The sequence below is a fragment of the Flavobacterium jejuense genome, assembly GCF_006491595.2.
GTDB classification, from domain to species: domain Bacteria; phylum Bacteroidota; class Bacteroidia; order Flavobacteriales; family Flavobacteriaceae; genus Flavobacterium; species Flavobacterium jejuense.
The window spans coordinates 290,905-306,331 of sequence record NZ_VEVQ02000002.1 but is presented as its reverse complement, the minus strand read 5'-3'; the positions used below and the strand labels follow the sequence as shown (position 1 = coordinate 306,331).

Sequence of the window (15,427 nt, the reverse complement as noted above, 5' to 3'; positions counted from 1 at the left end):
TTACGAAAAGCAAAGACTAATGGTTAAACAGAATAGTAGAATGAATTGTTTTTTCATGTTATGGGGAATGGTTGGTATATGAAAAGCTGTAGCGTAAAAATACTATAACTTTAAAATAAAAAAGCAATTAAGTACATCCTTTTATAGTTTGTACTTAACTGCTATTTATAAATACTGTGTTTTACACCCTTTTTATTTTATTATCTTCATCGTTACCATTTCTTCATTGTTAATATTGGCTTTGATAATATACATGCTTCCATTTTTCAAATGAGAGACATCTAAATGGCTATTATTTGATTCTAATACTTTTGTTCCATAAAAATCAAATACAGTTATTGAAGTTTTTTTATTTATTGGTAAGCTTTCTGATTGCATATTCTTTGAAGTTCTATCACAAGGTTCTATGATTTTTTGAATTTCATAATTGTCTTTAGCAATCGTTGCAATTCTATAGTTCTTGTCACAAGGACCAGGAGCAGGAGGTGTAATTGTTCTGTATATAGTTGTTGTACCATAAGAATTAGTGGCAGTTATTTTGGCATACACGCTCCATGTATTACAATTTCCATGACCTAAACCATCAAAACCGCTTCCTCCAAAACTAGCAGTACAACCTCCGCTACTTGATATTGTTTGCCACGTTGTAGCCGTAATTCCTTGATGATTGATATTTGTTCCGTTAGCGCCTTTCATGTGCACTGCTACATAATTTGTTCCTAGAGGATCTAACTCTACTATGATTTGTGGAACTCCAATCCATACTGTGCTAACTGCTTCTACAACTGCTTTTTTTGCATTTATCCTACCATATCCCACTTGATTATTCCAAGTTCCATTCGGCTGACCAGATGTAGTGGTATAGCTATATCCAGAGACCTTATCTACATTGCTTTCTAGAATTTCTCTAGCTTCTTGTTGTGTTAAATTTGGATTGGCTGATAAAATTAATGCGACAACACCTGCTGCATTTGGGCAAGCTGAGGAAGTTCCATTAAAATTAGCTGTGTAATTTCCAGAACTGTAACCTGCTGAACCTGAAATATCTGTTGTATAGATTTTTACTCCAGGAGCAACTAGGTCTAAACTTGTACCATAGTTACTTCCCCACCAATTTTCACCATCACATGAGCTCGGAGTTTTTCTTTGATCACACATAGAACTTGCTCCTACTGAAATAGCGCTAGCCACTGTTGAAGGAAAGCTAACACTTCCATTATCATTTCCAGAAGAAAATAAAACAACAGAGCCTTTACCGTTTCTACCACTACTAACGGCACTATTTATAGCATTTGCAATAGTGCTAGAATAGGAACCACCACCGTATGAATTACTCAATACATCTGCACCGTTTTGCCATGCCCAGTTGATTCCATTTGCAATCATAGCATCTGTAGGACTTCCAACCGTAGGAAATACTTTTACCGGAATTATTTTGGCATTATACGCTATTCCAGCTATACCAATACTATTATTTGCAACACCTGAAACAATACCTGCACATGCTGTTCCATGAGCATTTCCAGTTTGATTTCCATTACTACCTCCTCCAGTTGCATCATAACCTGATAGTAGATTACTTTGTAAATCAGGGTGATTTAAATCTACTCCAGTATCTATAATTGCGATTTTTATTCCAGTCCCTGTAGTATAGCTCCAAGCCTCATCTACATCCATATCTGCATCAACTGTACCTCCCAAATATCCTTGATTTTTTATTGCCCATTGGGATGCAAAATTTGGATCATTTGTATTTGGTTGTATCATTCTTATGAAATTAGGTTCAATAAATTCTACATGCTTATTTTTTTGAAGCTGATTTACCAGTTTTACTAGTTCAGAAGTTTCTAAATCGAGTTTCACTAAGTACAAGTCTTTCACAAATTCATTTACTTTTACAGTGAAAGATTTGCCTTTTAGCAAATCATTAATTGAACTATCTGATTTAAGTTTAATGTTCAACTCTCCTTTTGCAATTTGACGAGTACCGTCACTATATATTAATACTGGCTCAATTCGTTTAAACTTTGTTAAGGATTTATCTTGTAAGGTTTGTTTACGGTTCTGATATGTCCCTTGTAAATTTGACGTTTTCAAAATTGCAGAATTGTTAGATAGTTCTTCAAAACCTACATCTGAAATTCTTTGTATTGATGATTTATTATTTTTAGCAAATTCTACATATATTTCTTCTTGAGAAATAATAAACTCTATGACTTTATCATGAAGTTTATAAGTCATTTTTTCTTGCCCTTGCATGAAAAATGTTAGTATTAAAAAATTGATTATCAGTATTTTTTGTTTCATTTTTTGTTTTGTTTGTTTGTTTGAAGTACTATAACTTGTTATAAAAGTAATCGGTTGGAGCAAAAATATATTTAAATCTCCTTAATATTTTACATTAAGTGCATGTTCCAATTTAGTTACTCTTACAATACTATTATTGCCATTTGAAAAAGTTGGAATATTGAAAATTGAGTTCAAAAAATCATCAGTACACTAAATTTATGGACACAATTCACACCGTTTTCCTAAATATAAACTATCCAATGTTTTTGATTACTATATTTATTTTCATTAAAATCATTCTTAAAAAAACAGTTTTCCTATCAAATTTACAGATTAAGGAATTGTTGTTTTATTTTTCAGAATTACAACCACAGTTGGGTTGAGTGTCATCAGCTTTACCACTATTAAAAAATAGCGTAACCACTAAGTAACAAAGAATTATCAAAGCTACTTTTGTTCTGTTTGTTAATTTTTTTATTGTTCTTTAATTTTATTCATTGGCACCATTGTTTAATTGTTAGATTTACTGTTGTTTCAGATTGTGTACAATCTGTATTTACCTGCTACTTTATAGCACATATACAAGCATTTATGATGGTTTTTTGATTATTTATTTTATTATATCCTCACAAATTTAAACTATCTCTTTTAATCATACAATACGTATAAATACGTATTTTTCTTGTTTTATTGTACGTATTTATACGTAGTAAAGGATAAAGTGTTTGTAAATATGCTTTTTAATATCCAAAGTTACCACACATATTTCTATTCAAATTTATTATAATTTTCATTCCAATACTTTTCTATGAAATCCCATTTTCCATCCCAATAACCTTCTTCTCTTGCAATGAATTTAATTTTGGTAATTTCGTCAATATTAACTTTATTAATATAAATTCCAGTTTTTTTAAATCCTTCACACCCTATACCTTCGATATTACCAAATCGGATAGCTTTATTATCAATTATTTTGAACAAATCACTATTCCAATTATTATCAGCACAACCATTTCTTTCATACGAGTAATAAAAGTCTGTTGCTTTAATTTTGATTGTTGAAGGAAAATTTGAAAAGTTCTCTATTTCAATAAAAGATTTTGATTTGGGATTGAAAATAAGAATTTCGTTCACACCGGGAACGTTTGTCATAAAGTGCAGTTGAATATCTAAAAAACCATCTTCATTAAAATCTATGAATTTATAATCTGAAGGATTATTGTCGTTTTTATACAATACGTCTCCTTTTGATGATTTGAGAGTAAATAAGTAGTATTTTTTAAGACAGGTTTCAAATGTAATTCCGTTTTCAGATTGTTCTTTGCATATATTCAATTCTTCTTCTCCAAATTTTTCCTCTGTAGGAATTGCATTTATTTGGAGTTCACTCTGTTGTTTCTTACAAGCAGAGATACAAACTAAAATTGTCCCTATTATAAATTTCAGTTTCATAGTTATCTTTTATTAAAGTGCATGCTAAATTTTAAGTAGACTTGCACTAGCAATGCATTTTTATAGGTAGTTTTTTATTCCAATTCTGGTATTCCAATTCTGGTATTCCATTCCAATAATCATAAGTTTTCATTAAAGCAATACTGTTTTTAATAAATTCATTTTCATTAGAGTAAACCGTTCGTTTGTTAAATTCACCCGTTTTTTTATCCGATTCAAAAATCACATATTCAGTTCCGTTTGTAAGTAGTCTCAGTACCCATTTTGATTTCCAAGTATTATCAGAAAGTAATACTAAACTATACATTGAAGTCAAAGCATAAATTTCAGATTTGTCAAAAAAACAATTAAGGGTCTCAATTAATTTGAGCATATTACTGCTTATACTTTCAGATATTGCATTATTGTGTTTTTTAATTTCTTTATAAAACTCAATTAGTGTTTGATTAGAATTTGATTGATCTATACAACGTATAATAGGCATTTCTCAAATGTTTTACAACGGTTTTGTGTATGATTTCTTTGTGTATTTCAGCAAATAAAATTAGCAAATAAAAATGGAATAGAAAATCTAAGAGGCTTTTTGTAAGTAGACTGGAGTTGGCAATGCATTATGAATAGTGTTGTAACAACTGTTTTGCTTTATTCCTAACCCCTTTACTTGCACCTTTTCGCGCTAATACTTCAACGGTATTTTTATCAATATTTTTATGCTCCAAAAGTAAACCTTGTAGTACTTTATGGTTAGATGCTAACATTTTAGTAATCAGTTCTGAAGTTAAACCATTGGAAAGCAGTTCTTGTCTAAGGGTTTCATTGGGTTCATCTACTATGCCTGGTTGTAATACAATTCGGCTATCTTTATAAGGTTTTAAATAAAAAAGTAGTTCGTTAATTTTGTCTACTAATTCTAAGCGTTTATTGGTAGCAAATTCTAACTCCGGAGTTTCCCACAAACCTTCGTATTCCATTTCGTTGGTCTTGGAATTAAATCTTGGCAACAAACAAATGACTTGTAAATGATATGCTCCATTGAGATCTCCTTCTGGTTTCCACTCTACCTCAATGGCTTTCAATCTCGTTGGAGAATTTAGTAGTAATAAACTCCCAGAAAATTCATGAATAGTAGTTACTGTAGAATCTGTTTGGGTAAATAAATTCCATGCTACTGTCCACCCAGAAGGGATTTTTAAAGGTTGAAGGTTCATTGGTCTTTTACTCGAAATTTATATTCAGTTTATTTAATCATTTTAAAAACAGATTATTCCTCAATCCAAATATCTTGTTTAAAATGAGGATAAGGAAGGTCTTTTGGTGTTGTATAAATAAACTCTGATTGTTCTTCACCCGTTAACCAGTTGACCCAACCCCATTTCCCTGCTTTTTTTAGGGCTAGTTTAGGAACTCCATCTGCATCATACCTTTTATAATCTTCATAGATACAAGGAACCGTTTCTACAGCTTTAGCTTCATACCTCCAATAGGACAGATAAACACCTACTTTATCATTGTTATAAACAACTGTATAATTGCTATTAAATGGGAAAAAAGTAATTCTATCGTAATTTGCAGGAATAAGTGTTGTCAACCCTCTGGAACCTAAAGATTGATACATACCCCATTTTTTAGTTTTTTTATTTCTTGCCTTAAAGACACCGTCACCATTACCTTCATCAAAAATTAGAATATCAGCATTTAATTTTTCTTTTGATTCTTTAAAAGTGTCTATTGCCCAAGATTCAACCCAAATTAAAGGAACGTCTTCTGGGTCTTCAAATGAAGGATCTACTAAACTGATGTCTTCAAACCAATCAACCAATCCCCAAAGTTTTCCTTCTTTTACAAGTGTATAGAATCGACCTTCAACTTCCTTTATTTTAATAGCATCGTATTTACATTGGGCTTTATCTGCTGCATCATTAATTTCATAAGGGTTCATTAAGACACCGTACTTTTTGTTATTTTTAACAATAATGAATGGTTCCATGTCTTTAAACCATGCAATAGAATCAAATTTGGGTGCAACAACCTCTTCAAAGTTTATTTCAAACTTATCTAAAAGAAGTTCTTCAATATCCTCATCGGAATTTTCATAAGCATCAATACGGTAAACTCCCCATTTTTTAGTGGACTTCATTTTAACTCTAGCTAAATTATCTAGATTGGGTATCCATTCTATCTCTTTAGCTTTCATACCTTTTAAAATCTCTTTGTCTGAAACGTTTAGCTGTGCGTTCAGCATACTAGAAAACAGAAGTACTACTAGGATATAACTAAAATTTTTCATGAAGTAAGTTGTAAGGGTTACAAGTTTATAATAAACCATACTTAATATCTTTTTTTAAACTATTTAACCTCTTACACCAACACCAATTGCTTTGTTATGTGTATTTATAGAGTCTTTTTGTTTTTCTAGAAGTTGTAACAATTTTTCACTTGACGCACTTATACCCCCTTTATTCTTTACGATATAGGGTTGGTGTATGTCTATAATTCTATGACTTACATATTTCTTTTTTAGACGTGCTTTTTCTATACTTTCAGTTAACTTTTGGTCAACTTCTTTTAGGTTAGAAACAGCAAAACCTTGAATTTTTCTGGCAATATTGGTTTTGCATTTTTCGTGTATTTTTTCACTATAGGCATAGTTGTATTCATAGATGATTAAATAATCCTCTTGATCCATAGTTACCGATTCTTGTTTTATGTTGCTTTTTTTATCACCTGCTTTAAAACGTTCCTTAAATTCATTTAGTACTTTTTGTGTTTTTGTGTAGTTTAATTTTTCACTAATGGTATGTATTTCATAACTCTCATCTTGCTTTGGACAATACCAACTATCTCCTGACTTTTCTTTTATAAACACATAACAAGTTCTTGATTGGGCGTTTAAGACCGTAAAAGAAAACAACAGAAATACAATGGATAATTTTTTCATGAAGTTTATTATTAACGACGCTCTGGAAGATACTTGAAATCGTATAATTTTGTGTTAGTTTTATATCTTGCCAAGGTGCTTCTGTAATATTTAGTAGCTTCGGCTTCACTAAAGGTGTCAACATCATAAACTTTCCCTTCAGTGCCTAATACACCTTTAAGATTGTATTCTGCCTTCATATAGTCTCTTAACTGATTGGCTATTCCTGCTTCTGAAATATCATAATGCGAATCGGTGTTAATAGTTATGGTTTTTAAAGGTGTTATCCAAACTTTGTTATACACTTCATAATTTACTCCTGTAGTGGCGTAAGCAAAATAGTAATATGTTACCGTGTTGCTATTTGTTTTTTTGTCTGCTGTGCTAAAACCTGTACTTAACATGGCTATAAATACGAAGGTTATCATTTTTAATAGTGTTGTCTTCATCTTTTTTTATTTATTTTATTAAAATTTATCTCCAGAAGCTTTTCTTTCTGCTTCTCGTTTTTTGATTGCTAAATAGGTTAGATGTTGAAAAGCTTTTATAATTCGTTCTCGCATTTCAATATCGGGCACGTATAAGCCATAAAATGTATCCTCTTCCTTTGTTTTTTTATAGGTATATTTACTTCCTTTATAACTGTAAATAGTAAAATCATCATCCTTTGCTTCATATATTTTTTCTGTAACATAATTACCTGTAAATGATAAATAAATATGTTGTTCGGACTCTTTAAAATCTCTCACTTCTTTCAAGTTTTTAAGTGGTGCAGATTGTATAGCTTTTTCCCACATATAAGGTTTATTATATCTTAACATACCACCAGACCAATAAGTTTCTGAAGTTATATTTTGACTATTAATCTTAATTTTTCTCTCACCAAAATTCCTTGTGTATTTAAAATATTCTTTTTTAGAATTTATAAAGTCTATAGTTTCTTCCCAAGTCGCATCACTTACTTTTTCTTGAGCATAGGTGAATACTGTTACTGTAAAAAAAAGAGTGAGTGTATATAGAATTCTTTTCATAAAATCATTATTTAATTTAGTAGTTTATAATTTATAGACAATCGCTTTTACTTGGCCATTGCTCTTTTGTTATTTTATCGGCTCTAAAAAAAGTAATATCCGTAACTTTAATTCCTTTTCCAGAGCCCCATTCGCCATAAATAAATTCTGCATTGGTTACAATTTTACTGGTCATATCTCTAAGGACAGCTTTTTTCGCTCCATTTTGTGTATAGCAAATTCGTATACCATAGACTCCTTTTGTCTTAGTTATTTTTGATTTAGTAGCATCAAACGTATTGGGTGTAATCTTTAAACGAAAATTACCGTATTCATTAAAAAAAGTTTCTGTTTTAAATCCAGTAATCTCTTGAGCATTGGCAAAAGAAATAGTAACAAGAATAAGTAAAAGGGTACTGATTTTTTTCATAATATTTATTTCATATTTATTGTGCTAAAATCCCTTTTAATTGGCTTAAAAACAAAAATTTGTCACCACTGACTTGTTTTTGTACATGAATGACATGAATAAAGTAGGCTTGTTTACTTGATTTTAAGGATTAGTTACTTTTGTTCAGTAAGTCTTTTAGTAATTGTTTATAGGTACGGGATAGTTTTATCCATTCCCCATTTTCTAACATTACCTCTGTAGAGTTGATGATTTTAATTTTGTGAATATTCACCACATAAGATTTATGAATACGAACAAAATCTTGTTTTGGTAATAGTTCTAAAAGACTTGTTAAAGATGCTCTTTCAATTTCTGGTTTTTCTCTTCCCTCTAAAGAAATTTCTGCATAATGACCATCTGATTTAATGTATAAAATTTCGGTAGTATTTAAAACAGCTTTGCTCTTTAATTTTAAAATGGCACTTGGAGGAATTGCTTCTTCTTGAGTTTTGGAAAAGTTATCGTTAAAAGAATCCAATTGCTTTTGTAACGCTATCACTTCTGTTTTTTGACTTTTATATCTTTTAAAAAGAAAGAAAGCAATTATCGCTAAAATCAAAACAATTAAAAATGAAAAAAATAAATTGGATTGGTAAAAAGTCTTTTGTTCTTTTAATGTAGTAATGGTATTATCTTTATTTTTAACTTTTTGCGCTACTAAAATTTGATTGTATTTGTTTGTTGTTTCCGAGACATATTGTCTCTTTTGAATGGAATCTTTTATTTTTAAGCTTTCGTTTGCCTTTTGAAAATTTCCTTGTGCTTCAAATAGTTTAGCATATAAATCGTGCTCTTTGTCAAAATTGACTTTTAGATGGTGTTTTTTTGATAAAGTATTTGCTGAATCTAAATAAATTAAAGCATCATCATATTTTTTTTGTTCATAAAGGGTTTTAGCAATTAACCTATAATTCTGAGAAATAGATTTAGCGTTCTGAGAAGCTTTTAAGCCTTCCAAAGATTGGGTTAATAATAAATAAGCATTCTCCAGGTCTTGTTCATTTAGTTTTACCTGACCTAAGTTCATGTAAGCCAAACTTAAACTATAATTATTTTTAGCTTTTGAATAATAAGGAATTATTTTTTCTAGATAAAAATTAGCGGAATCATTTTCTTCAATAGCAATATAGACAGAAGCTAAATTGTTATAAAATCGATACTCTTCTTTTTGAATGTTATGCTTTTTAGCCAAAGATAAACCATGATGATAACTTGTTATAGCTTGATTGTAGTTAGCCAAATTAGATTGTGAAACACCTATATTTAAAAAAACAGTTGCTTTTGATTTTTCATTTCCTATGCTATCCCAAATGGTTAATGCTTTATCATAGTATTTTAGTGCCTTTTTAAAATCTCCTCTTTCTTTTTCAAGTATTCCAAGACTATTATAATTGTAAGCAACTGATGGAATATCATTTCTTTCCAAACAGGCTGCTATAATTTCCTTGAAAACTTTTTCTGCTTCATTAAAGTCACCTTTTTTGGTATAAGCAATAGCCTTGTTTCTCATGATTCTTGCTACATCAGAAAAATGATCATCAATGATTTCTTCTTTATAAAGTAAAGCGCTATCTAAATAAGTGATAAAAATATCTTGATTTTTAGTCATTGAAGCGGCATAACCTTGTGCAAAATAACCCTCAACAATGGCTTTGTAATGGTTGTTTTCTTTACCCAACTTTAATAATTTATGACCATAAAAGGATAAACTATCTGGCTTATTACCGTTTTTTTTACATAATGCCACTAATCTGTTGGATTCTGTTTCAATTGAAGAGCTTTCTTGGGCACATAAATAAGTTGAAAAACAAAGGAATAAAAGAAAAAAACTTTTCATTTTTAAGTTTTAAAGAATATAAATTAGTATTATATTCTTGTTAAAAAAATGCAAAATATCATAAAAAGTTAACTATTCAAAATTAAATTATAGTAAATAGGCGTTTTTATGCATAAATAGGAACATGAAAAGCTTCCGTTTAATTTATTAAATAAAAATATAACTTAGAAAGTTCCGTAGAATTTTTCGAATGAATTCATAAGATTACTCTCATAAAACTTCTATTGGGATTAATTATCTACTATAATACTTTCTTGATTTATAAGCACAGAAAATGGTTACTTGATAATGAGTGAGTATTTGTTAGTAATGTAGCTATCTTTGTTAATTCACAACAAATGATACGCTTTATTGTTGTTATTCATTTTACTTGTGTTTTATAATATAAATTCCAATTTCCAGAATTCGATTCCACAATATCAGGAAATCCATCCTTATTTACATCTCCAATTTCAATAGCATAGGTATCATCTTTTAATTCTTCTCTCAAACCAATTTCCTTAAAGTTTCCCTTTTTTTGCCCTAAATAAACAAAATTTCGTTCTTCCGAATTTCCTTCAACGATGTCTAAATAGCCATCTTTGTTTAAATCGGCTATCTTAATGGAGGAAGTCATATGTCCTTTTGAGAAATCAAAAATTCTAGTAAAGAGTAACTTTTTGTCTCCAAAATAAATGCTGTTTTTTGAGCCCAAATTCCCAGTTACAATATCCAAAAACCCGTCTTGGTCAAAATCACCAACATCAATAGAACGGGTTTCTTCTTCTTCATTGCCAAATTCGATGCTTTTTGAGAAGTCTAACTTTCCATTATTTAGATAAATCTTATTTTTAGATTGTCTCTCTGCTGTAATCAAATCCAAAAAACCATCCTTATTAATGTCTACTATTCTTGTTTGAATTGTCTGATCGGATGGATTACCAAAAGTTATGCTATTAGTGAAATTTCCTTTACCATCGTTCAAGCAAATTTCGTTTACAGCTTTTCTATTAGAGAGTATGATGTCCCAGTCACCGTCATTATCAATATCGGCTATTTCAAGATTTCTTGAAGGAGCTATTGCACCAAAAGAAGCTTCTTTAGCAAAAACTTGATTTGCTGAACCAAAATAGATGGTATTTGGAATGTTGTCATTTGCCACTACAATATCCATAAATCCATCGTTATTGAAATCAGCACTTTTCATAACATAAGAGGCATCAAGAAATCTTCCAATGGGCTGAGCTAATTTAAAACCTCCTCTTCCATCATTATAATAAATATAATTTTGTTCTGCCCAATGTCTACCGTTTGCTACAAGTGCATCTAAATCACCATCTTGATCAATATCAAATAGCGTTATGGAAGCTGTTCGGTTTGATTGGGTTCCAATTGAAAAAAAACCATCAGCATTGAAAAATGATACTTCTTGTGTAAATCCTAAGAATGGTATGATTACTACTGCAAGTAAAATTAGTTGTGTTTCTCTTTTTTTCATAATTGTAAGTAAAGGGCGATGGCTTTTGCAGTTGCGTAAATTTAGAATAAAAGATAACAAGTACAAAACTGTTACTAGTATTTTATAATTTTCATTGGATTAATTCGATTAGATAATATTGTAATAATTTAAAGCTAATTTAGTTTTGTTTTTTTTAAAAACAGGTATTTCTACTCTTTTATACCAATTTATTTTATTGGAAATTTACGTTTGTAAAACCAGCATTCAAAACTTTTTTACAACATTCAAAAAAACTAATTTACAAACATTTAATACATAAACATGATGGATTTTAAACAAAAACTAAATGAAATTGGTAAAAAACCAGACTTAATTCTTATTATTACAGATGAGCAAAGAGCTACTCAACATTTTCCTCCTGGATGGGAAGAAAAAAACCTCAAGACGCTTACTTTTCTTAAACAAAATGGTTTTAGTTTCGACCGAGCATTTTGTAATACCTGCATGTGCTCTCCAAGTCGCACTACTCTATTTACTGGGATTTATCCTGCAAAACATGGAGTAAGTCAAACACTTACTGAAGGAGGTTTATTGTCTCCACAAGAACCCACACTTGATACGTCTTTACCCAATATGATGAATACGCTTTGGGCTGATGGTTATGATGTACAATATAGAGGAAAATGGCACATGAGTAAAGGAGTTGCTCCAAATGGTACAAAAACCAACTATGAAGATTTAACCGCAGAAGATATTTCTTTATATGGTGCAATGGGTTGGGTTGCTCCAGATGCAGGAGAAGATGTAAATCCTCTTAATTTTGGTGGTGGTTTTGCTAATCATGATGCGAAGTATACGGCTCAAGCTATTGCCTATTTAAAACAAGTAAAGGAAAGACGTAAAAACGGAGATCATCAACCTTATTTGTTAATTCTTTCTCTTGTAAACCCTCATGATGTTTTGGCTTACCCAAAGACAGCTGCTACTTCTGGTTATTATCCTGAAAGTTGGTTGAGTAGAGAAGTTGGACTTCCGGATACGATAGATGAAAAGTTGCTTTTGAATAAAAAACCAATGGCTCAAGAACAAATTAAATTGAACATGGCTGTTAGTTTAGGAGAAATTCATTCTACTGAAGACAAACTCAATTACATTAATTTTTATGCTTCGCTTTTAAAGAAAGTGGATCATGAAATTGGGCATTTTATTGACGAATTATACAAAGAAGATTTAGACGGAAAGCGATTAGCTGATAGTGCTCTTGTAACTTTTACTTCCGATCATGGAGAAATGGGATTGGCTCATGGTGGTTTGCGTCAAAAAACGTTTGTGGCTTATGAAGAAGCTTTGCGTGTTCCTTTAGTTATGTCTAACCCTATTTTATTTAATTCATCTGACCCGAAAAACTCTATGAAATTAGCTACGTTAGTTGATATTATGCCTACTTTTCTAGAGATTGCTAATATTTCTAATGCACCTACTGGTTTAGCAGGTACTAGTTTGCTTCCTATTATTGAAGAGGGAAAAGCAGTACAAGAGAGTATGCTATTTACCTATGATGATATTAAAGCAGGATCCAATAGCAATTGGAACATAATTAGAGCGGCTAATCGCATTAGATGTATTCGTACTGAAAAATGGAAATATGCTTACTATTTTGATGCTTTTAATGCTTATTTTCTGCAATATGAGTTGTATGACTTAGTAAACGATCCTTCTGAATATACTAATCTAGCTTATGATCCTGATTACAGTGCTATTAAGGAAGACTTAGCTGCTCAATTACATCAACTTGAAATTGAAAAACTAAGAGTTAATACTCCTTCTACTTAGGTTGTGGATTAGTAGTTCTTTACTACGAATTACTAGAAGTGAATAACAAACCTCTTTTACTAAATAGATAAAAGAGGTTTCTTTATGAATGCTTATTTCTGATAGTACTAATTTCTTTTTTGTACTATTTTCCGTGTCTGTCTTTTTTCTTCCGCGTGTGTCGGTAGAATAACTCTGTATTACAAATAAGCTTCCGTGTGTTCTTGTAAAGCTTCCTTTATTACAAATGAATAACTCTCTGTCTTACACTTACGTTTCCACCAATTCCAATTTGGTTTCCGTGTGTTCTGATAGAGCTTCCGTAGGATTATTAGGATTGAGTGTGTTTAATTAACTGTTTAAAGTCTCTCTCGTGGAAGGTGCAAGAAGATTTGTTAATTTTCAAATGTTTACAACGTTTTACCACTTGTGGCAGTTGCATAAATTTAGAATAAAAGATTACATTTTACAAAACTTCTCGTGGAATTTTCGGAGAAATTTCTAACACAAACTATTGTGTAAAATTTTGTTAGCTCTACTACTAATTTAATTACCAATCTGGTTTATAGATTAATTCGTTTTTTATTAATTTTCTTTTCAAATATATTTGAGCTAATAGAATTGTTTGAGGACTGTTAAGTGTAATTACTATTAAACTATCATTATGTATTTCAAATTCATTTTTTGAAATATAAGTATCCTATTATTAACGTTTATGTGTAATAACAGTTGTGAATTAAAGATAGTAATATGATTAATATGAAGCAAAAACGATTCAAATATCTGTTCAAACCGCTATTAGCTTTATACTTTGCATACGGTCGTCACTTATTTTACTCGTTTCATTGGAAAAGTTTGTCTACGTTTTTGTCCATTTTTAGTTCCTGAAATTTCTGCTACTAATGAGTCTGAATTGATTTTTTTATAAGAAATAATTTGAGGAAAATCGTGTTGCAGATTTTCAAAAACTAATTCTGTTTCAGAAATAATTTTGCTAACAAAACGAACTGGCAACCCGCTATTTTGGTTTTTAACAATTGGAATATAAAACAATCCGTCCTGTTTCTGAACTAATTGTATGTTTTCAAAAATAATCGTGTCTTTTTCTTTTATGATATAGCTCTTTCCTGAAAATTGACTGTCATTTGATTTATTCCAAGTTTCGTAAATAATTCCTTTCGGAGTTTTATTTTCCCAAGTTCCAATTAGCCATTTTGCTTTGTTGATGTCATTTGGTTCTTTCATTGTATAAGCACAAAGTACCATCATACCTACCATCGTAATAAAGAATTTTGTTTTCATTTTTTCTATTATTAAATTATTTGAAGACAAAGTTACAATGAGTTTAAAATCTAAAATTGTAAAAATACGACAAGGTCAATCTATTCCATAGAAAAGTGATGACAACTGTAAATTACTTCCGTAAAATTCTTTTGGTGTAAATCCTGTCATTTCTTTAAAATCTTTGATAAAATGAGCTTGGTCATAATATTCATTTTCGTAAGCCAAAGTAGTAAGGTTTGTGAATTTTTTATTCAACAACATTTTGAGTGTGGCTTGAAGTCTTATTATTTTTGAAAGTTGTTTCGGACTTAAACCAATGGCTGATGAAAATTTACGTTCCAATTGTCTACGGTTGATATTCATCTTTTTGGAAAGCTCATCAATAGAAATTTTTCCGTTAGCCGTCAAAATAGTTTCAACTGTTGCTTTTATAATACGATCAAAAGTTTCTGTATTAGTTAATCGATTGAATAAAAATGTTTCAATGAGTTTTATTCTATCTGAAGTTGAAAGAGCTCTTAAAATTTTTTGTTCGATTTCTTTTCCGTCTTTTCCGAATAGTTTTTCTAATGAAACTGCTGTGTTTTCAATTTCTTTTATAGGAACGGTTGTAAAAGGCAAAAATCCGTTAGGCTGAAAACGAACAGAAAAAATACCTGTTTTACCTGTTGGTTCTATTTCGAGCGGTCTTGTTAATTGTCCTATTACAAAACATTTTGGTTGGATAATACTGTTCCCGTTTTCAAGATATTGTTTGTATAAATCTCTATAGTGGAAAATCATTTCCATACAACCGTCTGGAACTATAGTTTGCCTTTCAATCTTTACTTTTTCTGTATTTTCCAATGTCCAATAACATTTGACAAGTGGTTTTAATTTTGGATCTACTTCAAAAATTTGGTAATTCATCAGATTTTTTTTTAGCAAAAGTATTGCT

At 30.3% G+C, this 15,427-nt stretch carries 14 protein-coding genes; 1 reads left to right on the top strand and 13 read right to left on the bottom strand.

Going from position 1 to position 15,427, the window contains the following annotated elements; all coding sequences use genetic code 11:
- Nucleotides 1-192 precede the first annotated feature (192 nt).
- From FIA58_RS04100 to FIA58_RS04050, 11 genes are all read right to left on the bottom strand, one after another.
- The gene (locus FIA58_RS04100) at nt 193-2,307 is read right to left on the bottom strand and encodes a S8 family serine peptidase (RefSeq protein WP_140960339.1); all 2,115 of its coding nucleotides are present in this window, start codon (nt 2,305-2,307) and stop codon (nt 193-195) included.
- A gap of 750 nt (nt 2,308-3,057) precedes the next feature.
- Complete coding sequence (locus FIA58_RS04095; RefSeq protein ID WP_140960337.1) at nt 3,058-3,741, bottom strand: hypothetical protein; 684 nt, start codon at nt 3,739-3,741, stop codon at nt 3,058-3,060.
- A gap of 46 nt (nt 3,742-3,787) precedes the next feature.
- Entirely contained in the window at nt 3,788-4,225 is a 438-nt protein-coding gene (locus FIA58_RS04090; RefSeq protein WP_140960335.1) for a hypothetical protein, read from the bottom strand.
- A 127-nt stretch (nt 4,226-4,352) separates the two neighbouring features.
- A complete protein-coding gene (locus FIA58_RS04085) occupies nt 4,353-4,949 on the bottom strand; it encodes a hypothetical protein (protein ID WP_140960333.1) in 597 nt (198 codons plus the stop codon).
- A 53-nt stretch (nt 4,950-5,002) separates the two neighbouring features.
- Complete coding sequence (locus FIA58_RS04080) at nt 5,003-6,028, bottom strand: WG repeat-containing protein (RefSeq protein WP_140960331.1); 1,026 nt, start codon at nt 6,026-6,028, stop codon at nt 5,003-5,005.
- A 63-nt stretch (nt 6,029-6,091) separates the two neighbouring features.
- Nucleotides 6,092-6,679, bottom strand: coding sequence for a hypothetical protein (locus FIA58_RS04075; RefSeq protein WP_140960329.1), 588 nt, complete (start codon nt 6,677-6,679; stop codon nt 6,092-6,094).
- An 11-nt stretch (nt 6,680-6,690) separates the two neighbouring features.
- Nucleotides 6,691-7,107: a hypothetical protein gene (locus FIA58_RS04070; protein ID WP_140960327.1), complete on the bottom strand. Its 417-nt coding sequence runs from the start codon at nt 7,105-7,107 to the stop codon at nt 6,691-6,693.
- Between the two features lie 18 nt (nt 7,108-7,125).
- The gene (locus FIA58_RS04065) at nt 7,126-7,689 is read right to left on the bottom strand and encodes a hypothetical protein (protein ID WP_140960325.1); all 564 of its coding nucleotides are present in this window, start codon (nt 7,687-7,689) and stop codon (nt 7,126-7,128) included.
- A gap of 31 nt (nt 7,690-7,720) precedes the next feature.
- Nucleotides 7,721-8,098 carry a hypothetical protein gene (locus tag FIA58_RS04060; protein ID WP_140960323.1) on the bottom strand — a complete coding sequence of 126 codons (378 nt, stop codon included), beginning with the start codon at nt 8,096-8,098 and terminating at the stop codon, nt 7,721-7,723.
- 130 nt (nt 8,099-8,228) lie between these two features.
- Nucleotides 8,229-9,956, bottom strand: a complete 1,728-nt coding sequence (locus FIA58_RS04055) for a tetratricopeptide repeat protein (RefSeq protein WP_140960321.1) — start codon at nt 9,954-9,956, stop codon at nt 8,229-8,231.
- Nucleotides 9,957-10,317: 361 nt separating this feature from the next.
- Nucleotides 10,318-11,433 carry an FG-GAP repeat domain-containing protein gene (locus FIA58_RS04050; RefSeq protein WP_140960319.1) on the bottom strand — a complete coding sequence of 372 codons (1,116 nt, stop codon included), beginning with the start codon at nt 11,431-11,433 and terminating at the stop codon, nt 10,318-10,320.
- A 282-nt stretch (nt 11,434-11,715) separates the two neighbouring features.
- Here FIA58_RS04050 and FIA58_RS04045 point away from each other — a divergent pair, with 282 nt between their 5' ends.
- Nucleotides 11,716-13,227: a sulfatase-like hydrolase/transferase gene (locus FIA58_RS04045; RefSeq protein WP_243754633.1), complete on the top strand. Its 1,512-nt coding sequence runs from the start codon at nt 11,716-11,718 to the stop codon at nt 13,225-13,227.
- A gap of 807 nt (nt 13,228-14,034) precedes the next feature.
- Here FIA58_RS04045 and FIA58_RS04040 read toward each other — a convergent pair.
- Both FIA58_RS04040 and FIA58_RS04035 read right to left on the bottom strand, forming a co-directional pair.
- Nucleotides 14,035-14,508, bottom strand: coding sequence for a DUF6265 family protein (locus FIA58_RS04040; protein ID WP_140960317.1), 474 nt, complete (start codon nt 14,506-14,508; stop codon nt 14,035-14,037).
- 75 nt (nt 14,509-14,583) lie between these two features.
- Nucleotides 14,584-15,399, bottom strand: coding sequence for a helix-turn-helix transcriptional regulator (locus FIA58_RS04035; RefSeq protein ID WP_140960315.1), 816 nt, complete (start codon nt 15,397-15,399; stop codon nt 14,584-14,586).
- Nucleotides 15,400-15,427: the final 28 nt, after the last annotated feature.